13 protein-coding genes are annotated in these 19567 nt (G+C 71.5%); 9 read left to right on the top strand and 4 right to left on the bottom strand.

Annotation, left to right across the window (positions count from 1 at the left end; genetic code table 11):
* The first annotated feature begins 170 nt into the window (after positions 1 to 170).
* The gene (locus ABD841_RS36785; RefSeq protein WP_344981379.1) at positions 171 to 6611 is read left to right on the top strand and encodes a PKD domain-containing protein; all 6441 of its coding nucleotides are present in this window, start codon (positions 171 to 173) and stop codon (positions 6609 to 6611) included.
* Here the strand turns inward: ABD841_RS36785 and ABD841_RS36780 are convergent.
* From ABD841_RS36780 to ABD841_RS36770, 3 genes are read right to left on the bottom strand one after another with little or no spacing between them, the layout of a single operon-like run.
* Positions 6548 to 7201, bottom strand: a complete 654-nt coding sequence (locus ABD841_RS36780; protein WP_344981377.1) for an RNA 2'-phosphotransferase — start codon at positions 7199 to 7201, stop codon at positions 6548 to 6550. The genes ABD841_RS36785 and ABD841_RS36780 overlap by 64 nt on opposite strands.
* Positions 7201 to 8499 (bottom strand): RNA polymerase sigma factor, encoded by a 1299-nt coding sequence (locus tag ABD841_RS36775; protein ID WP_344981375.1) that lies wholly within the window; start codon positions 8497 to 8499, stop codon positions 7201 to 7203. Before ABD841_RS36775 ends, ABD841_RS36780 begins: the two co-directional genes overlap by 1 nt.
* Positions 8492 to 8863 carry a YciI family protein gene (locus ABD841_RS36770; protein ID WP_344981373.1) on the bottom strand — a complete coding sequence of 124 codons (372 nt, stop codon included), beginning with the start codon at positions 8861 to 8863 and terminating at the stop codon, positions 8492 to 8494. Before ABD841_RS36770 ends, ABD841_RS36775 begins: the two co-directional genes overlap by 8 nt.
* Positions 8864 to 9153: 290 nt before the next feature.
* Between ABD841_RS36770 and ABD841_RS36765 the strand changes: the two genes are divergently transcribed.
* Positions 9154 to 10098 (top strand): NAD(P)/FAD-dependent oxidoreductase, encoded by a 945-nt coding sequence (locus ABD841_RS36765; protein ID WP_344981371.1) that lies wholly within the window; start codon positions 9154 to 9156, stop codon positions 10096 to 10098.
* A gap of 21 nt (positions 10099 to 10119) precedes the next feature.
* Here the strand turns inward: ABD841_RS36765 and ABD841_RS36760 are convergent, their stop codons facing one another.
* Positions 10120 to 10635 carry a hypothetical protein gene (locus ABD841_RS36760; RefSeq protein ID WP_344981369.1) on the bottom strand — a complete coding sequence of 172 codons (516 nt, stop codon included), beginning with the start codon at positions 10633 to 10635 and terminating at the stop codon, positions 10120 to 10122.
* A 309-nt stretch (positions 10636 to 10944) separates the two neighbouring features.
* Between ABD841_RS36760 and ABD841_RS36755 the strand changes: the two genes are divergently transcribed.
* From ABD841_RS36755 to ABD841_RS36725, 7 genes are all read left to right on the top strand, one after another.
* Positions 10945 to 11892: a formylglycine-generating enzyme family protein gene (locus ABD841_RS36755; protein ID WP_486389211.1), complete on the top strand. Its 948-nt coding sequence runs from the start codon at positions 10945 to 10947 to the stop codon at positions 11890 to 11892.
* 685 nt (positions 11893 to 12577) lie between these two features.
* On the top strand, positions 12578 to 13771 hold the full coding sequence (locus tag ABD841_RS36750) for an ROK family transcriptional regulator (RefSeq protein ID WP_344981365.1): 1194 nt from the start codon (positions 12578 to 12580) through the stop codon (positions 13769 to 13771).
* Between the two features lie 16 nt (positions 13772 to 13787).
* The gene (locus ABD841_RS36745) at positions 13788 to 14597 is read left to right on the top strand and encodes an ABC transporter permease (RefSeq protein WP_344981363.1); all 810 of its coding nucleotides are present in this window, start codon (positions 13788 to 13790) and stop codon (positions 14595 to 14597) included.
* Positions 14594 to 15373, top strand: coding sequence for an ABC transporter ATP-binding protein (locus ABD841_RS36740; protein WP_344981361.1), 780 nt, complete (start codon positions 14594 to 14596; stop codon positions 15371 to 15373). Before ABD841_RS36745 ends, ABD841_RS36740 begins: the two co-directional genes overlap by 4 nt.
* A gap of 144 nt (positions 15374 to 15517) precedes the next feature.
* Positions 15518 to 16438 carry an aliphatic sulfonate ABC transporter substrate-binding protein gene (locus tag ABD841_RS36735; protein ID WP_344981359.1) on the top strand — a complete coding sequence of 307 codons (921 nt, stop codon included), beginning with the start codon at positions 15518 to 15520 and terminating at the stop codon, positions 16436 to 16438.
* Positions 16439 to 16440: 2 nt separating this feature from the next.
* Positions 16441 to 17904: a sulfatase family protein gene (locus tag ABD841_RS36730; protein WP_344981399.1), complete on the top strand. Its 1464-nt coding sequence runs from the start codon at positions 16441 to 16443 to the stop codon at positions 17902 to 17904.
* Positions 17901 to 19567, top strand: a 1667-nt coding sequence (locus ABD841_RS36725) for a family 43 glycosylhydrolase (RefSeq protein ID WP_344981357.1), incomplete at its 3' end; no start/stop codon positions are given. The genes ABD841_RS36730 and ABD841_RS36725, both read left to right, overlap by 4 nt.

Genomic DNA, 19567 nt, shown 5'->3' with positions numbered 1-19567 from the left:
TGGAGACCTGTGCCCGCGCTCAGAGACCCCTGACCTCCGGACCGCGCGTGCCGGTGCCGGCGAGGGTCGGGCGTGCGGCCGAGGGCCCCGATCTCAGGACCCGCCTCTACTCGACATCCCCCATTCTCATGCCGTGCCCGACGCACGGCCTACGGTCAGGAGACTTCCTCTTGAAGTCACTCGTCAGGCGCACCTTCTCACGATGGGTAACGTTGTCGCTGGTCGCCACGGTGGCCGGCGCTCTCGCCCCGCCTATCTCCGCCATCGCCGCATCCGGGCCGGAGCCGCCTTCGGAGAGGGCGACGGTTTCCAGCCCCAAGTTCACCGATCTCGGCAGCCTGGATACGTACCAGGGCGTGGTCGGAGGTATCAACAACAAGGGGCAGATCGCTGCGGCGATCAACCGCGGCACGGCGCCGATGGAGGCCAAAAACGGAGCCGTGCTGTTCTCCGGGGCGGGTCTCGTCGATATTCACGCGAGCCTCGGCGACGCCACCTACAGTGCCGCCAGGGACGTCAACGAGGACGGAACCGTGGTCGGCACCTATGAGGCGCAAAACGAGAATTCGCGGACCTTCGTCTTCAGAGACGGTAAGGCGACCCGCTTCAACAACCTGCATCTACCGAGGGCCATCAACGACAAGGGACAGATCGTAGGAGTCGATTGGATACGAGACGCCGACGGTTCCGTACTGAAACTCGGCTCCTTCAAGGGCCAGTACATCGAGGTTTATTCACTGAATAATTCTGGTCTGGTCGTCGGTGGCGCCGACATGCACCCCGACCCGAAAGTCCGAGAGTACCGCGCCTTCCGCATCAAAATCCCCGGAGAACCCGTAAACGCCCAACGCGACCGCCTGGACTTCAAAGGAGACAGTACGGTCGCGTTCGACATCAATGACGTAGGACAGGTTGCCGGCTACGGGGTGGATGAAAGCGGGGGTCATGTCCCGCTGCTCTGGGAGGCGAGCGGCACGGCCAAGCCGATGACGACCAATTACGGCGGCATGATGAACGCGATCAACAACGCGGGCATCGGCGTCGGAAAGATGTACGGCTCCGATCGGGGATTTGTCGCCGCGATGTATGCGAACGGCGTCGGCGTCGACCTGAACAGTTTGGTGTCGGCCACGGGTCTGAAGTTGACAGAGGCCACCGACATCAACGACAACAACCAGATCACCGGTATCGCGAAGGATGGCGAGAACATAGCTCACGCCTTCCGGATCGACCTGAACCTCGCCAAACCCCGGATCGAGTCGTTCGAACTCGATACACAGCTCTACCCCTCCAAGGACTGGGTTCCGGTGCCGGAGAAGGGGACGGTCGAGGGCAACCAGGTCCGCGCCACCGTCACGCTCCACAACCCCGGCAGCATGCCGGCGCGCCGGACGCTGGAAGTGGTCGAGGACGGGACCGGAAAGGTCGTGCACAACGGGCGACGCGAACTGACCCTCGGTGCGGGGGAGACCGTCACGGAGCAGGTCGTCTTCCCGACCGAAGGTCTCGCCTGGCGCAACGGTGAACCGTATTCGAACCGCTCGGTGACCGCCCGGGTCCTCAACGGTTTCTATGACGAGAGCAAGGACACCAAGCCGATCATCATCCGGCCGATGCCCGTGGCGCTGGTGCACGGCTGGAACAGCAACGCGGGCACCTGGGGCAAGTACGCGGCCTTCCTGAAGGCCGCGCACCCACTGCTGAAAGGGCGGGCGGTCAGCACTCTCAGCACCGGCGTGTCCATGTATCCGCACATAATGACCTATCCCCTGCCGTTGAACGCCGCCATGCTGAGCAAGGAGATCGAAGAGCTGCGCCAGTCCGAGGACGCCGGGCGGGTGAACATCGTCGCCCATTCCATGGGCGGGACGATCAGCCGGGAATACATTGCCCGGGAGATGGGGTGGACCGACGACAAGCCGGTGGTGGCCCGCCTGATCCAGATGGGCACCCCGAACATGGGAAGCCCCTGTGCCGACATGATCGTGCAGTGGGCGAACGGGGCGAACGTGGGGATTCCCTGGTACCCGGCCACGTGGGAGAACACCACGACGTACATGCAGGAGGAGTTCAACCCGGTGACCCGCAACCTGAAGGGCGTGCTGGTCTCCAACCTCGTGGGCACCGGCCACGGGTTGCTCTGTGAGACCAAGGTCAGGGGCACCCCGATTCCCGAGCCGGGTACTCCCACCGACAGCGACAAGATCGTTCCGACCTGGAGCGCCCGGGGTGATCTCAAGGACACTCCCGGCATGCACATCCTCCACACGAGGATGACCGGTTCGCAGGAGGCCTTCAACGACTACGTCAAGCCGCGGCTGGCGTCGTTGCTGGCCGGTGACCCGGCTGGGGCGCCGGGGCTGCAGGAGGCGGCTCCGGGGTCCGGTGGCAAGAAGGCCACGGCCGCGGCCGAGGGTGACGACGCCGGCGACGCCAGTTCGCTGTTCGCCCTCCCCGAGGCCACGGCGGAGGCGGGCCAGACGGCGAGCGTGTCGCTGGACGTGCCGCAGGGCACGCAGTTCGGCGTCGTCGGAGCGCTGCCGGAGACGGTGGGGCTGCTGCTGCGCGACCCGTCGGGCAAGCCGGCCGCCTCCTACGCGGCGGGCAGTGAGGAAGCCAAGGAGGTCGTCCAAGGGCTGAGCGTCGCGAAACCGCAGGCGGGGACCTGGAAGCTGGAGATCACCAACACCGGCGCCGAGCCGGTCAAGGCCGGCCTGGGCGCCTGGATCCTGGACAACCCGGTGACGGTGACGGCCACGGCCGAGGCGTCCGAGGACGGCAAGGTGACGGTGACAGCTACCGTCACCGACGCCGGCAAGCCGGTCACCGGGGCTTCGGTCCGGGCCGTTGTGACCCTGGGGGACGGCACCCGGAAGGAAGTGACGCTGGAGGACGACGGCAACAGCGGGGACGGCGCCGCCGGGGACGGTGTCTACGCCGCGACGAGCGAGGCGCTGGCCGACGGCGTGTACCCCGTCACGGTCGTGGCCGACACCGCCCAGGGGCTGCGGACCACGCTGGAGTCCGTGGAGGTGAAGAAGCCCGATCTGCGGGAGTTCGAGCTGGAGCTGTCGGCGCAGCCGGGCGGGTCGGTGACCGCGTCGCCTGCGCAGGACAAGTACCGGGCCGGAACGACGGTGACGCTGACCGCCACCGCCGAGGCCGGGCGGATCCCGCTGGGCTGGACCGTGGACGGCCAGGAGCGGCCCGCCGGGACGCTGCGGCTGGTCATGGACGGCCCGCACACCGTGGTGGCCCGGTTCGGCTCCTACACGGTGACCGAATTGGACGGGCTGCCGGGCGGGAAAGCGTCCAAGACGAAGGCGGCCGCGCTCAACGACCGCGGTCAGGTCGCCGCCACCGCGGTCGACAAGGACAACCGCAGCCGGGCGGTGCGCTGGCAGGACGGCACGGTGACCGATCTGGGCGGCTTGCCGTGCACCGACGGCTCCAGCGGCGTCCAGCGGTGCGGGGCGGCCGCCATGGGCATCAACGAGGCCGGAGAGGTCTCCGGCTGGGCCGCCACCAACCGGGACGGCGTTTTCGAGCAGCACGCGGTGGTCTACCGCAACGACGGTGCGGTGATCGACCTGCAACCGGCCTCCAGCCCGCCGTACACCTCCAGTTCGGCCTGGGACCTCAACGACAACGGCCAGGTGTTCGGCGCGCTGGCCCCGCCGGACACCGCCAATCCATATGTGCTGTGGAATCAGGGGACGCCGCTGCGGCTGCCCGATGAGCCGCGGTTCTGGGCGTACGGGGGGGATCCGGCCGGCCGGATCAACGCCCGGGGCGCAGTGGCCGGCGCCCACGTGACGCACGAGGTCGCCTCCGGTCCCCAGTTGTGGGAGCCGGCCGTCCACCAGGACAGGGTGATCACCAAGCTCGCGGTCCCCACCTGCAAGATCCAGGCCGGTGTCGCGCACGATGTCAACGACACCGGCCTGGTGGCCGGCGGCGGGACCTGCAACACGGGCAGCGCGGTCACCCATCACGCCTACACCTGGCAGGACGGTGAGCGGACCGATCTGGGCGAAGGGGTGGCGACCGCGGTCAACAACCACGGCCTGGTGGCCGGCATGGCCGGTGGGCCGGCCGTCGCGGCGCCGGCGCTGTGGCTGGACGGCAAGGTCTACCAGCTGGCCGAGCTGCTGCCCCGGCCGCTGTGCCCGGCCGAGGCCGACAGGACGACCGAACCGTGCATGGGCCTGACCTCGCTGGTGGATGTCAACTCCACCGGTCAGATTCTGGCGCAGGGCGTCGTGCGCGACCGTTCGGCGACCGCGAACGGCTTCGTCGAGGAGGAGCGGTCCTTCCTGCTCACCCCGACCACCGCGCGGGCCGATCTGAAGGTCATCCACGCCGTCTCGGCGAGTGAGCCGGGGCCGGGCTCGACGGTCACCTGGACCACCACGGTGACCAACAAGGGCGACGACGCCGCGACCGACGTGCGGCTGGACATGCTCATCCCCCAGGCCGCCGGAACGGCTACCTGCGACACCTGGCGGGGCATCTGCACGCCGATCAAGGACGGGTTCCGCAACACGGTCAAGGTGCTGGAGCCCGGCTGGGAGGCCACCGTCGAGGTGACCGCCACCCTGCCGGCCGGCATCGCCGACGGCACCGAGCTCAAGACCCAGGTCCGGGCCGCCAGCCTCGCGGTGACCGATCCCGAACCGGGCGACAACACCGCCTCGGCCACCGCCACCGCCCGGCACGCGCTGGATCGCACCGCGATCAACTGGTCGGAGGTGCCGGTCGGCGAGAGCGGCGAGTGGGTCGAGGTGAAGTTGACCAACCGCGGCAACGGCCCTATGTCGATCAAGGCCATCGCGGCCGAGGAGCCGTTCGCGCAGCGCAACCGCTGCCCGGTGGAGCTGGCGGTGGGAGCCTCCTGCGTCACGGAGGTCACCTTCACCCCCGACCAGGAAGGGAAGGCGGCCGGCAAGCTGACCTTCACCACCGCCGAGGGCACCGACCCCACCTATGTGGTGACCCTGACCGGGCAGGGCGCGGCGGCCAACGCCAAACCGGTCATCGAGGTGCCGGCCGAGCCGCTGCGCGGCAAGGTGGGCCAGCCGTTCACCCTGCGGGTGGGGTTCACCGACGCCGACGCCGCCGACACCCACAGCGCGAAGGTCCGCTGGGGCGACGGGTCGCCGGTGGACGCGCAGGTGGCACAGCGGGCCGGCGGCGGAACCGTCACCGCTGAAACGACCTTCACCGGTCCGCGCACGGGTTCGGCCACGGTGATGGTCACCGACAGCAAGAACGGCACCACCATCCAACTGGTGCCCTACGTCATCGAGGAGGCCACGCCCGGCACACCGCCGGTGGTGACCGCCGGCGCCGACGTCGAGCTGACCGTCGGGGAGAAGCTGCGGCGCACCGTGACCTTCACCGACCCGGGCTCCACCTCCTGGAGCGCCACCGTCGACTACGGCGACGGCGCCGGGCCGCAGCCGGTCACGCCGGCCGGGCAGCAGATCACGCTGGAGCACCAGTGGGCCGCCGCCGGTACCTATCCGGTCACGGTGACCGTCACCGACGACGGCAACCTGACAGCCGCCGCGGCCTTCTCCGCGAAGGTCGTCTCGGCCGAGACGCCGAACCAGGCGCCGGTGGTGAAGCTGACCGGGCCCGGCACCGCGAAGGAGGGAACGGCCTGGACCGGCACGGGCACCGTCACCGATCCGGACTCCACCTCCTGGACCGCCGGCGTCGACTACGGCGACGGCGCCGGACCCAAGCCGCTGCCGGTGACCGACGGGCGGCTGACACTGAAGCACGTGGCGGCCGACAACGGCGACCGCAAGGTCATCGTGACGGTCACCGACGACAAGGGCGCCACCGGCACCGCCGAGCTGACGGTCGCCGTCGCCAACCGGGCACCCGAGGTGTCGATCAAGGAACCGGCCGCGGCCAAGATCGTCGCCGTGGGCACCCCGGTGTCGCTGAGCGCCTCGTTCACCGATCCGGGCACCGCCGACACCCACACCGCCACCTGGAAGATCGGCGGGCAGCAGCTACCCGCCGCGGTGGTCGAGACCGGTGGCGCGGGCACGGTCACCGGCACGCACACCTTCACCAAGGCCGGCCGTTACCCGATCTCGGTGACGGTCACCGACGACGACGGCGGCGCCGCCGACGCCGACAGCCTCGACGGGGACAAGGCCTACGTGCTGGTCTACGACCCGGCCGGTTCGCTGGTCGGCGCCGGCCAGGTGGCCTCCCCGGCCGGCTCCTGCCGGCTGAGCGCCGGCTGCGGCGGGGCGGGCAAGGCCACCTTCGCCGTCACCGCCCGCTACCCGCGCAAGGGCGGCGCGCCCACCGGGGTGCTGACCTACCACGCCCCGGATTTCACCCTGCGCGACAGCGCCTACACGGTGCTGGCCGCGGCCGACGGCACCGCGATCCTGTGCGGCACCGGGCGGGTCAACACCACCACGGAGGTGACCTTCGAGATCACCGCGGTCGATTCCGGCAAGCCGTTCGACCGCACCGACCAGTTGCGGGTCAGGGCATGGGACAAGAACAGGAAGCTGGTCTACGACAACCAGCCGACCGGCTCGGCTCCCACGGTGACCGGCATCGTCCGCGTCAGCGGCTGAGGCCGGCGTCTCCGGGCCTCACCTCGAGGTGAGGCCCGGAGACGCCCCGGACCGGTCCGCTCCTCGTAGGCGGGCGGGACGTGCGCGGCCAGCCAGACGCCGTTGGCGCTGACCCGGAACTCGTGGCCCGCCCGGTGCACGTCGCCGGAGCGGACCACCAGCACGACAGGCCTGCCGCGCCGCGCACCCACACGCGTCGCGGTCTCGCGGTCGGGGGACAGGTGCACGGCGTGCCGGTCCATCGGCCGCAGGACCTCCCGGCCGATGGCGGCCACGCGCTCGCCGACCGTGCCGTGGTACAGGACCTCGGGCGGCTCGACCGCGGGCAGGTCCAGGTCGACCTCGACCGTGTGGCCCTGGTTGGCGCGGATCCGGTCGCCCTCGACGGCGAAACGCCGCTTGTCGTTGCCGGCGACCACCTCCGCCAGTTCCTCCCGCGTGATCGGGAAACCGTGCCGCGCCGCGGCGGCCAGCAGGTCGTCGACGGCGACCCAGCCCTGCGGGTCGAGGGCCGGCCCGAGGCGCTCGGGCCGGTGGCGCAGGTGCTTGGCGAGGTATTTGGAGACTCGGACGAGCCGTCCGCGGTCCATCAGGGCCCCCCCGGGGAGCCACCGCCTTCGGGCGGCGGGGAAACGGCGGGACCATCGTCCCACGGCCGGACTCCGGTGAGCGCCTGACGGCGGCGTCGCAGGAAGGCCCGCTCGACGGTGTTCCCGGCGCGGGCGATCGCGGCGTCGTACGCCCGCGCCGCCTCGGCGTCGCGGCCCAGGCGCCGGAGCAGGTCGGCGCGGACGGCGTGGAACAGGTGGTAGGCGTCGAGGCCCAAGTCGTCGACGAGATCGAGCGCCACCTCTGGTCCTTCGACCTCGGCGACCGCGATCGCGCGGTTGAGGGCCACGACCGGGGTCGGAGTGAGCGCGAGAAGATGGTCGTACAGCCGCACGATCTGCCGCCAGTCCGTGGCGGCCGCGTCCGGCGCGTCGCTGTGGACGGCGTTGATCGCCGCCTGGAGCTGGTACGGGCCTGGCCGGTCGCGCCGCAGGCAGGCCCGGAGGAGGGACCGGCCCTCGGCGATGAGCTCGCGGTCCCAGCGGCCGCGGTCCTGGTCGGCCAGGAGCACGAGGTCGCCGTCCGGGCCGGTGCGGGCCGCCCGGCGTGACTCGGTGAACAGCATGAGCGCGAGCAGTCCCATCGCCTCCGGCTCGTCGGGCATCAGCTCGGTCAGGAGCCGGCCGAGCCGGATCGCCTCGGCGCAGAGGTCCTCGCGGACGAGCCGGTCGCCCGAACTGGCCGCGTAGCCCTCGTTGAAGACGAGGTAGACGACGGCCAGCACGGCTCGGAGCCGGCCCGGGAGGTCGGCGTCGTCCGGCACCCGGTACGGGATCCGAGCGTCGCGGATCTTGCCCTTGGCCCGGACCAGCCGCTGGGCCATGGTCGGCTCGGGTACGAGGAAGGCGTGCGCGATCTCCGCGGTGGTGAGCCCGCCCAGCAGCCGGAGCGTCAGCGCGACCTGGGCGCCGGTGGCGAGGGCGGGGTGGCAGCAGGTGAAGATCAGGCGCAGTCGTTCGTCGCGCACGGGTCCCTCCTCGGCTGGTTCGCCGCCCTCTCCGCAGGAGTGGAGCAGGGCGGCCCGGGCGTGCCGGTCCTCCCGGGACGCCTCCCGGCGCAGGCGGTCGATCGCCCGGTTGCGGGCGGTGGTGATGATCCACCCCGCGGGGCTCGGGGGCAGCCCGTCGGCGGGCCACCGCTGCACCGCCGTGGTGAAGGCGTCCTGAACCGCGTCTTCGGCGATGTCGATGTCGCCGAAGACACGGACCAGGACGGCGATCGCGCGGCCGTACTCCTCGCGGAACACCCGCTCGATCTCCGAGGCGGGCAGGTCAGGCACGCGGGGCGTCACACCTGTCGGCTTCGTCCACCACCGGCCTGACCTCGATCGGAAGGGTGATCGCCCGGGCGAGCCTGCGGCCCCAGCCGAGCGCCGCGTCGAGGTCGGGAGCCTGGATGATCGTGAACCCGCCGATGTGCTCCTTCCCCTCCAGGTACGGGCCGTCGGTGGTCAGCATGTCACCGTCCTTGAGCCGCACCACGGTCGCCGTGCTCGGGGCGTGCAGCCCGGCGCTGAAGACCCACGCGCCGGCCTCCTTCATCTCCTGCGCCAGAGCGGCCACGTCACGCATGATCGGCTCCAGGAACTCGGGCGGGGGCGGGTCGCCGTCGGGCTGGTAGATGCTGAGCAGGTACTGCTTCATGGGAGCCTCCCCGGGATCCTTCGCCGGCGCCGTGCCGGCCTCTCACCCTCTATACGAACGGCCTCTCCCCGGATCGACATCGCGATGATTTTTTCATGACGCCGTCTTCGCGGAGGCGGTCCCGGGTCTCCGGCCGGCCGGTGCCCCGCCGGGACCGGTCCGTCCGTTCCGATGTGTCCCACCTGGTTACGGTGCCCTGTGCCGGGTAGGGCATGCGGAACGTGAGGGCCCGGTCCCGGGGTCGGCGACCCCGGGCCGGGCGGGACGGCCAGGGAGGAGGGGAGGTCACCGTGCAGCGTTACGACGTGGTGATCGTCGGCGGTGGGCCGGCCGGGCTGACGGCTGCCATGGCGCTCAGCAGGTCCCTGCGCCGCGTGCTGGTCGCGGAGGCCCCCGAGCCGCCCCGCAACGCCGCCTCCCCGGGCGTCCACGGCGTCGTCGGCCTCGACGGCGTGAGCCCCGCCGAGTACCGTCGCCGGGCCTGGGCGGACCTGGACAGGTACGGCATGGCCGAGCGCCGCGAGGCCACCGTGACCGACGTGACCCCGGTGCCGGAAGGAGGCTTCGCCGTCACCCTCACCGAAACCGAAACCGGAACGGGAACCGGAACGGGAACGGAAACCGACGCCGACGCCGACGCGGGCGAACCGGTCTGGGCCCGGCAGGTGCTGCTGACCACGGGCATGGTCGACGTCCACCCCGACGTCGAGGGCTTCGCCGAGTGCTGGGGGAAGACGATCATCCACTGCCCGTTCTGCGCCGGATGGGAGAACCGCGACCGCACCTGGGGTGTGGTGACCGACGATCCGGAGTTCGCCAGGAAGGCGGCCACCGGGTTCTGCGCCTGGAGCCGCGACGTCATCGTGCTGTTCGACGGCACCGTGCCGGAGGAGTGCCGGGAGGCGGAGGTCGTCGAGGGCAGGATCCGCAGGCTGCGCCACACCGGCGGTTACCTGTACGCGGTCGAGCTGGCCGACGGCACGGTCGTCGCCCGGCAGACCCTGCTCTGGCAACTCGCCCAGCGGCCCGTGCCGCTGGTCTCCCGCCTCGCCGAACGCCTGGGCCTGGCCGTCGGCGAGGACGGTTACGTCAAGGTCGACGGCACCGGCAGGACCAGCGTGCCGGGCCTGTACGCGGCCGGTGACCTCACCACCGAGGCGCAGGGGGCGATCGAGGCGGCCGCCGCCGGATCCGCCGCGGCCTTCCAGATGATCTCCGAGGTCCCCGCCGTCTGACGCCCTGCCGCCGCCGGGGCCCTACCGCCCGCCGTACAGGGAGACCCGGTCGTCGACCTCGGCGTCGAAACCGCCGGCGAGGAAGAGGTCCGGCGACGGTGTGGTGTGGCCGATGCCGACCGTCCACTGCTCGAAGTGCCAGGCGGCGGCGCACTGGCAGCCGGTGAACCGGAAGTTGGCCCGGTACCGGGCCCGCTGCCCGGGGGTGAGCAGGAAGATCCGGCCGGCGCGGCGGTGACGCGGGTAGGAGGCGCCGACGGGCATCCGCTCCACCCGGATCCGGAGGTCCCCCTCGGCCGCCGGGGTGGGGGAGAGGCGCAGCCCGGCCGTCCAGTGCGGCAGCGGATGCGCAACGACCCTGGCGACCGGGGCGTACCCGCCGGCCTCGTCGAGGGTCACGTCGTGCAGGACCAGCGGGCCCTCGGGCAGCGAGGACGGCAGCGGGAACGCCTCGGGCAGCGCCCGGCGCCGCGTCGCCTCGGCGGCACCGCGCCCCTGCTTGCCCCAGCGGACGACCACCCTCTGCACGATCACCATGGTCCGTGAGCACCTCCGTCCCCATTGTGGGGCCGGCGCGGCGGCGGGCGCCGGATGATCGCCGCCGTCTCCGGTCGCCGGGCGGGGCGGACCGGTTGCCGGACCCGCCCGGCCGATCGGGCACCCCGTGCCCGCCCGGTCGCGCGGGCCGGCCGCCGGCGAACCGGCATGGCGAACCGGTGCGGGACCGCGCGGGGCCGTGCCGCCCGCCGGCCGCTCGTGCCGCCCGTCCGCGTCGGCCGACGAATATGTACCGCACTGTTTACATATCATTGCCGGGTGCTTGAGGATCTGCCGCGGGAAGACCGCATGCGGGACGCCACGCCACACGCGAAGGCCTGTTGCTCGCCGTCACGCGGCGGGGACACCGTCTCCGTCGAACTCGCGTCCACCCCCCAGACGGGGAGCACCGAGGGCATGGTGCCGTTGCCGGGTGGATCGTTCCTCATGGGCACCGAGGACGCGGAGGGTTTCCCCGCGGACGGTGAGGGCCCGATCCGGCAGGTCACCCTCGCCCCCTTCTGGATCGACGCCTACGCGGTGACCAACCGGCGGTTCGCCCGGTTCGTGGATGACACCGGCCATGTCACCGAGGCCGAGCGCTTCGGCTGGTCGTACGTGTTCGCCGGGTTCCTGCCCGCGGCGCTCCGCCGCGGCGCGTCACGCCCTGACCAGACGCCGTGGTGGTGCGGGGTGCCCGGAGCGTACTGGCGGGCGCCCGAAGGGCCGGGCAGCGGGCTCGACGGACGCGCCGACCACCCCGTGGTCCACGTGTCCTGGAACGACGCCGTCGCCTACTGCCGCTGGGCCGGCACCCGGCTCCCCACGGAGGCCGAGTGGGAGTACGCCGCCCGCGGTGGCCTGGAGCAGCGCCGCTACCCGTGGGGTGACGAGCTCACCCCCGGTGACGAGCACCGGTGCAACATCTGGCAGGGCCGATTCCCCACCAAGAACACCGCCGACGACGGTTATCCCGCCACCGCGCCGGTGAACGCCTTCGAGCCCAACGGGTTCGGCCTGTACAACGTGGCGGGCAACGTCTGGGAATGGTGCGCCGACTGGTGGGGCACCGAGCACACGGCCACCCCGCGCACCGGCCCCACCGGCCCGGCCACCGGCACCGCCAAGGTCATACGCGGGGGTTCCTACCTGTGCCACCACTCCTACTGCAACCGGTACCGCGTCGCCGCCCGCAGCAGCAACACCCCTGACAGCACCACCGGCAACCTCGGCTTCCGCTGCGCCCGCGACGCCTGACCCGGCGGCCTGACCTGGCGGCCGGCGCCGGGTGCGCAATGCCGGGTGCGCAATGCCGGGTGCGCGGTGCCCAACAGCGGCGGATGGTCGGCGGCCGGGCCGACGGGGTGGGGCCGGGGAAGGACGGACTGGTCACGGCGATCCTCACACGCGCGGGGGACTGCGGCACAGGACGGTGCGAGCGTTTTTCCGTCCTATTGACATAAAACCTACCTGATATGCATGCTTTCCGTCATGTGGCAATCAGGGGATCCTTTGCCCCGGCTCCGCCGTGGGCGCGAGAAGCTCGGGCCCGGCCTGCCGCGCGGGCGTGATCCGTCCGGCTCGCCGCGCGGGCACGGCCCGCCCGGCCGGGGTGAACCCGGCGGTCGCCCCGGGCCGTCGCGTGCGACCTTCACGACCTCCTCACGGTTCCGCCGGTCGGCGCCGTCGCCGCGGCCGGGGACGCGACCCCGCGTGGGCCGCGGTGCCCACCATCGGCACCCGCCATCGGTGCCCGCCGACGGCCGGGCGGGTGGCGACAGGGTGTGGCGGCCCCGTTACGCGAATGTTGTGCGCGTGTCCGCCATCCCGTCGGTCGCCGGCCTGGCCTGCGGTTTTGCTGTTCACCGTGGCGTGTCCCGGTTGTGAGTCATTTTTTTCGGGTTATTGACGAAAATCAAGAGCGATCGGCACACTTTGCGTCATGCAACCTCGCGGTGGCCCTCTGTCACAGCTCCGGCGCGGGCACGAGGAGCTCGTGCTCGACCTGCTGCGCAGGCACGGCCCGCTCAGCCGGAGCGAACTCGGCAAGCGCTGCGGACTGTCCCGCACGACCCTCCACGACATCCTCACGGTGCTGCTGGCCGGCGGCGCCGTCGTCACCTCGGCCCAGGACACGGCCCCGCGCGGGCGTGGCCGGCCCGCGGAGACGCTGACCCTCAATCCCGACGCCGGGCAGGCGATCGGCATCGACTTCGCCCGGCGCGCGGTGCACGTGGCCGCCGTCAACTTCGCGCACGAGATCGTCGGATCGGCGAGCGAGCCGCACGCGGCGGACCTGCCCTGGGAGGACCGGGTCGAGCTCGCCGAGCGCCTGGTCGGCACGCTGACCGGAGGGGCGCTGCGGCTCGGCGCGCTCAACGCGATCGGCGTGGGCGTGGTGGGGCCGGTTGGCGACCCCGGCGACGGGGCCGCGAGCGCCCGCCGTCTGGACGGCTTGCCGGGGTTGCTGCGCAAGCGCTTCGGGGTGCCGGTGCTGGTGGACAACAACACCAGGCTCGCCGCGCTCGCCGAGTCGATATGGGGCGCGGCGGCCGGCGGCCAGGACGTGCTCTACCTGCGGCTGTCCCACGGTGTCGGTGGCGGGCTGGTGGTGGGCGGCTCACTCCACCGCGGCATGTACGGGCTGTCCGGCGAGTTCGGGCACATCACGGTCGACCCGGCCGGCGCGCGCTGCGACTGCGGCGGCACCGGGTGCCTGGAGACCGTGGCCTCGATCAGAGCCGTGCTCGACGCCTACAACGTCGCGGGCGGGCGCGCGGACGACGTCCCCGCCCTGGTCGCGGCGCTGGAGTCCGGCGACGCCGTGGCGCTCGATCTGCTGCGGGACGTCGGCACCCGGATCGGAATCGTGCTCGCCGCGCTGTGCAACGCGATCGGCCCCGGTGTGATCGTGATCGGCGGCGAGCTGACCGCGACCGGCGCGGCGCTCATCGGGCCCGTCGAGGAGGCACTGAGCGCGCACATCCTGCCGATCTCACGGCACAGGGTGCATCTTCGCCGGGCGACGCTCGGTGAGGCGGCCGGCGCACTCGGGGGCATCGCCCTGGTGCTGCACGAATCACCACTGCTGTCCCGGTACCCGGCGACGGAGCCGGACCCCGCGGAGGACTCATGAACCAGTCGAGGCATCCATGACCGTGATCATCGCTCCCGAGAAGACGTCCGCGCGACCGGACGGGCGGCGTACCGTACGGCGCCCTCGTCGCTCCATCGTGCTCAATCTGACCGCGGTCGCGATCGGCCTGGCCGGGTGGGCGCTGCTGTCGTCGGTCGGCGTGCAGGGCCTGCCCGGACCGCTCGCGGTGGCGGCGCGGGCCGGCGAGCTGATCGCGGACGGCACGCTGCTCCAGGACGTGCTGGCCAGCCTGCGCCGGGTCTTCCTCGGCTTCGCGCTCGGCACCCTGCTGGCCGTCCCGGTCGGGTTCCTCATGGGCTGGTACCCCACGGCGCGCGGCCTGCTCGAACCGTACGTCCAGTTCTTCCGCACGATCCCACCCCTGGCGATCATCCCCCTGGCGATCGTGCTGCTGGGCATCGGAGAGGTGCCGAAGGTTTTCGTGATCTTCCTGGCGGCGTTCCTGTCCAGCGTGGTGGCCGCCTTCCAGGGCGTGGTCGACGTGGACCGCACGCTGATCAACGCCGCGCGGGTGCTCGGCGCCACCGACCGGACCATCTTCCTCAAGGTCGTCATCCCGGCGTCCACCCCGTTCATCCTGGTCGGGATGCGGATCGGGCTCGGCTCGGCCTGGGGCACCCTGGTCGCCGCCGAGCTGATCGCCGCCCAGGAGGGCCTGGGCTTCCGCATGCAGCAGGCCCAGCTCTACTACGACCTCTCCACGATCTTCGTGGGGCTGATCGCCATCGGTGTGCTCGGCCTGGTGATGGACCGGCTGCTGCTGCTCGCCGAGCGACGCCTCACCGGCTGGCAGGAGCGCCGATGAAGAACAAGATCTCGTTCAAGGACGTGGTCAAGACCTACCCGATGAAGGACGCGACCTTCACCGCGCTCGACCACGTCTCGCTGGACATCGCCGACCAGGAGTTCGTCACGGTCGTCGGGCCGTCCGGCTGCGGCAAGAGCACGCTGCTGAGCATGGCCGCCGGGCTGGTCGGCCCCACGGCCGGCGAGGTCCTGGTGGACGACGCGCCGGTCACCGGGCCCGGCCCCGACCGCGGCGTGATCTTCCAGCAGTACGCGCTGTTCCCCTGGCTGACCGTGCGCAAGAACGTCGAGTTCGGACTGAGGCTGGCCGCGATCCCCGCCGAGGAACGCAGGCGGCGCGCCGAGCGGGCCATCGAGCTGGTCGGGCTCGCCGACTTCGCCGACGCGCTGCCGAGGACGCTGTCCGGCGGGATGAAGCAGCGCTGCGCGATCGCCCGCGCGTACGCGGTGAACCCGCAGGTCCTGCTCATGGACGAGCCGTTCGGAGCCCTGGACGCGCTGACCCGGGTGCAACTGCAGGACCAGTTGCTGCACACCTGGAGCCAGGAGCGGCGCACGGTCATGTTCATCACCCACGACGTGGACGAGGCGGTCTACCTCGCCAGACGGGTGGTCGTGATGGCCGCCAGGCCGGGCCGGATCCAGACGATCGTCGACGTGGACCTGCCCTACCCGCGGACCGAGGAGATGCGGCTCTCTCCCGAGTTCGGCGCGATACGCAACGACGTCTGGCACTCCGTCTACCACCAGCCGCCGGCCACCCCCGCCGCCTGACCCGCGACCCGCCCCGCCTACCACCCCCGCCGCCCGACCCGCGACCCGCCCTCGAACTTCTCGAACTCTCGAAGTTCTCGAAAGGAACACCCCGCCATGCGTGTGATTCGTCGCGCCCTCATAGCCGCCACATCGGTGACCGTGATGACACTCTCCGTTACTTCCTGCTCCTCCGACGAGACCACGGTCCGCTTCGGCTACATCAGCGACTTCAACGGGGCGAGCCTGCTGGCGATCGCCGACAAGCAGGGCCTGTGGGACAAGCAGGGGCTCACCGCGGAGGTCAAGGTCTTCACCAACGGCCCGCTGCAGATCCAGGCGCTCGGCGCCGGCGACCTCGACTTCGGCTACATCGGCCCCGGCGCCATGTGGCTGCCCGCCTCCGGAAAGGCCAAGGTCATCGCGATCAACACGCTCGCGTACGCCGACCGGGTCATCGCCCAGCCCGGCATCACCTCCATGGAGGGCCTGCGGGGCAAGAAGGTCGGCGTGCCCGAGGGCACGTCCGGCGAGATGGTGCTCAACCTCGCGCTCCAGAAGGCGGGGATGACCACCCAGGACATCCAGAAGGTGCCGATGGACCCGTCCACGGTCGTCTCCGCGTTCGTGTCCGGGCAGATCGACGGGGCCGGGATCTGGTACCCGCTGATCGACACCATCAAGGCGAAGAAGCCCGGCCTGACGGAGGTCGCCAGCACCAGGCAGTTCCCCGACAACTCCTTCCCCACCGCGTTCGTCGCGGGCACGAAGACGGACCCGGCGCTCACCGAAAAGGTGATCAAGGTGCTGCAGCAGGCCAACGACTGGCGGGCCGCGCACCCCGACGAGGCGATCGGCGAGGCCGCAGCCCTGCTCAAGGTGGACAAGGCCAAGGTGCAGGCGGACGCCGCGAACGTGCAGACGATGACCACCGCCGACCTCGTCGCCAAGACCAAGGACGGCACCGTCGCCACGTGGCTGAACAGCCTGGGCGAGTTCTTCGTCGGCACCGGCAAGCTCCCCTCGCTGCCCGACCCCTCCACGTACTACACCGGCGATCTCTACACGAAGGCGTTCACCAAGTGAACATGCTGTTCCTGATGACCGACCAGCATCGCGTCGACACGCTGGGCGCCTACGGCAACCCGCACGTGGCCACGCCCAACCTCGACCGGCTGGCCGCGACCGGCACGCGGTTCGACCGGTTCTACACGCCCACGGCCATCTGCACGCCCGCGCGGGCCAGCCTGCTCACCGGGCAGGCGCCGTTCCGGCACCGGCTGCTGGCGAACTACGAGCGCAACGTCGGCTACCTGGAGGACCTGCGCGAGGACGCGTTCGCCTTCCCCACCGCGTTGCGGGAGCGGGACTACCAGCTCGGCCTGATCGGCAAGTGGCACGGGGGCACGCACCGCAACGCCGCGTCGTATGGCTTCGACGGGCCTGACCTGCCCGGCTGGCACAATCCGGTCGACCACCCCGACTACCTGGCGTACCTGGAGGAGCGGGGACTGCCGCCGTACCGGATCTCCGAGCCGATCCGCGGCACCACGCCCAACGGCAATCCGGGCAACCTGCTGGCCGCGCGGTTGCACCAGCCGGTCGAGGCGACGTTCGAGCACTACCTCGCGACCCGGGCCATCGAGCACCTGGACCGGTACGCGGCGGCCGGCCGGCCGTTCTTCCTGGCCACCCACTTCTTCGGACCGCACCTGCCGTATCTGCTGCCCGATGAGTACTTCGACCTCTACGACCCCGGCCTGGTGGAGCTGCCCGCGTCGATCGCCGAGACCTTCGACGGCAAACCGCCGGTGCAGCGCAACTACAGCGCGCACTGGACCTTCGACACCATCCCGATCGAGGTCACCCGCAAGCTGATCGCGGTCTACTGGGGCTACGTCACGCTGATCGACGAGCAGATCGGCCGGATCCTGACCCGGCTGGACGAGCTGGGCCTCACCGACCGGACATCGGTCTTCTTCACCGCCGACCACGGCGAGTTCACCGGCGCCCACCGCCTGCACGACAAGGGGCCGGCCATGTACGAGGACATCTATCGCATCCCCGGCATCGTGCGCATCCCCGGGGCGGCTCCGCAGGTCAGGGACGAGTTCGTCACCCTCACCGACTGCACGGCGACCATCCTGGACCTCGCGGGCTGCGACCCTTCCCCCGCGGTGGACAGCCGGAGCCTGGTGCCGCTCGTCCGCGGCGAGCGGCCGGACTGGCCCGCCGAACTGGTCGCCGAGTTCCACGGGCACCACTTCCCCTACCCGCAGCGAATGATCCGCGATGAGCGCTACAAGCTCGTCGTCAACCCCGAGTCGGTCAACGAGCTGTACGACCTGCTCGACGACCCGCACGAGCTCGTCAACAGGTACTCGCACCGGGAGCTCCAGCCCGTGCGACGGCGTCTCATGCGCCGGCTCTACGACCTGCTCCGCGAGCGCGGCGACAACTTCTACCACTGGATGACGTCGATGTACGACATCGGCGCCTCCGACTACGACCCCAGCCTGAGCTCCTTCGAACCGGAGGGTACGACGAATTGACCCGGAGATCCGCGACGCTCCTGCTGGGCGTCGGCACGCTGCTGTGGGGGCTCGTCACCGCCCCCTCCCCGGCCGCGCAGGCGGCACCGGCCGCGGGCACGCACACCGCGGGCACGCAAACCGCGGGTACGGACACCGCGGGCACGCACACCGCGGGCACGTACGCCAACCCGGTGACGGCGGGCGTGGTCGACACCTTCCCCGACCCGGCGATGATCCGCGGCAAGGACGGGTTCTGGTACGCCTACGGCACGCAGAACCCCGTCTTCCAGAGCAGGGGCGAGGACGGCGAGCGGATCCTGCCGATCCTGCGCTCCGGTGACATGGTGACCTGGGAGTACGCCGGGGAGGTCTTCACCCCGGCGACCCGGCCCGCCTGGCACAACGGCTCACGGCTCTGGGCGCCGGACATCCGGTACGCCGGCGGCCGCTACCACCTCTACTACTCGGTGCCGGGCCGGAACACCGTCGGGCTGGCGACGGCGCCCACCCCGACGGGGCCGTGGACCGACGCGGGCGCCGTGCTGCCGTCCCCGAGCGGTTGCCCCACGGGCAACATCGACCAGGCGCAGTTCACCGACACCGACGGCACCCCCTACATGTACTGGGGGAGCTACGACGTCATCTGCGTCGCGAAGATGAACGGCGACCTGACCCGGACCGAGGGCGCGGTCACCCAGATCGCCAGGGGACGCCGGATGGAAGGCGCGTTCGTCGTCCGGCGCGACGGCTACTACTACCTGTTCTACTCCGACGCCGGGTGCTGCGACGGCGCGTACAGCGGCTACCAGGTCAAGGTCGGCCGCGCGACCAGCCCGACGGGTCCGTTCACGGACGACGAGGGCGTCGGCCTGATGGAGCTGACCAGCAAGGGCGCCATCGTGGCGGGTGCCAACGGCAACCGCTGGATCGGCCCCGGCCACAACGGGTTCCAGACCGACCTGTCCGGCCAGGACTGGCTGGTCTACCACGGCATCCCGTCCGACGATCCGGACCTGAAGCCGGCCGACCAGGGCCGGCTGAAGCTGACCAGGCGCCCGATGCTGATCGACCGGCTGGACTGGATTGACGGCTGGCCGGTGGTCCGCGCCGGCGCCGGGCCCTCGGAAGGCGACCAGCCCGCTCCGGTCACCTCGTGGGCGGCCGGCGGCACGTTCAACGACGGCTCCCTCGCGGGCTGGCGGGCCGAGGGAGCCGGGCGGAACGGCTGGTCGGTCGCCGACGAGCAGGACGCGCACGGGTACGTCACCCACACGGGGAGCGGCGACGAGCCGGCGTACCTGGTCTCGTCCGGGAAGGCTCCCGCGGACCTGCGCGCGGAGGCGGACCTGCGGGTCGCCTCCGGCACCGGCGCGGCCGGGCTGACGGTCGCCCACGTGAACCGCAACAACCACGTCGTCGCCTGGCTGGACAGGGACCGCGGCGCGCTGGTGACCGACGTGGTGATCGGCGGCAGGAGCCGCGGCGAGTCGGTCACCGCGCTGCCGCCCGGGTTCCGGTTCGACGCCTGGCACAACGTGACGGCCGAGGTGCGCGGCACCCGGATGACCGTCCAGGTGAGCGGGGACCGGCTGGGCGCTCCCGTCGCCGAGCAGGAGCGCGACCTGCCCGGGGCCGCGGCCCGCCGCGGGGCGGTCGGCGCGGCAGCACGCGGCGGCCCGGC

The organism is Streptosporangium fragile, from assembly GCF_039534445.1.
Lineage (GTDB): Bacteria > Actinomycetota > Actinomycetes > Streptosporangiales > Streptosporangiaceae > Streptosporangium > Streptosporangium fragile.
This window is presented reverse-complemented; position numbering and strand designations above follow the sequence as displayed.

Coding starts and splice junctions, on each gene's coding strand:
- ABD841_RS36780 (WP_344981377.1), bottom strand. CDS start 7,201: ATGGACCGCGGACGGCTCGTCCGAGTCTCCAAATACCTCGCCAAGCAC.
- ABD841_RS36770 (WP_344981373.1), bottom strand. CDS start 8,863: ATGAAGCAGTACCTGCTCAGCATCTACCAGCCCGACGGCGACCCGCCC.
- ABD841_RS36760 (WP_344981369.1), bottom strand. CDS start 10,635: ATGGTGATCGTGCAGAGGGTGGTCGTCCGCTGGGGCAAGCAGGGGCGC.
- ABD841_RS36755 (WP_486389211.1), top strand. CDS start 10,945: ATGCGGGACGCCACGCCACACGCGAAGGCCTGTTGCTCGCCGTCACGC.
- ABD841_RS36750 (WP_344981365.1), top strand. CDS start 12,578: ATGCAACCTCGCGGTGGCCCTCTGTCACAGCTCCGGCGCGGGCACGAG.
- ABD841_RS36745 (WP_344981363.1), top strand. CDS start 13,788: ATGACCGTGATCATCGCTCCCGAGAAGACGTCCGCGCGACCGGACGGG.
- ABD841_RS36740 (WP_344981361.1), top strand. CDS start 14,594: ATGAAGAACAAGATCTCGTTCAAGGACGTGGTCAAGACCTACCCGATG.
- ABD841_RS36735 (WP_344981359.1), top strand. CDS start 15,518: ATGACACTCTCCGTTACTTCCTGCTCCTCCGACGAGACCACGGTCCGC.
- ABD841_RS36730 (WP_344981399.1), top strand. CDS start 16,441: ATGCTGTTCCTGATGACCGACCAGCATCGCGTCGACACGCTGGGCGCC.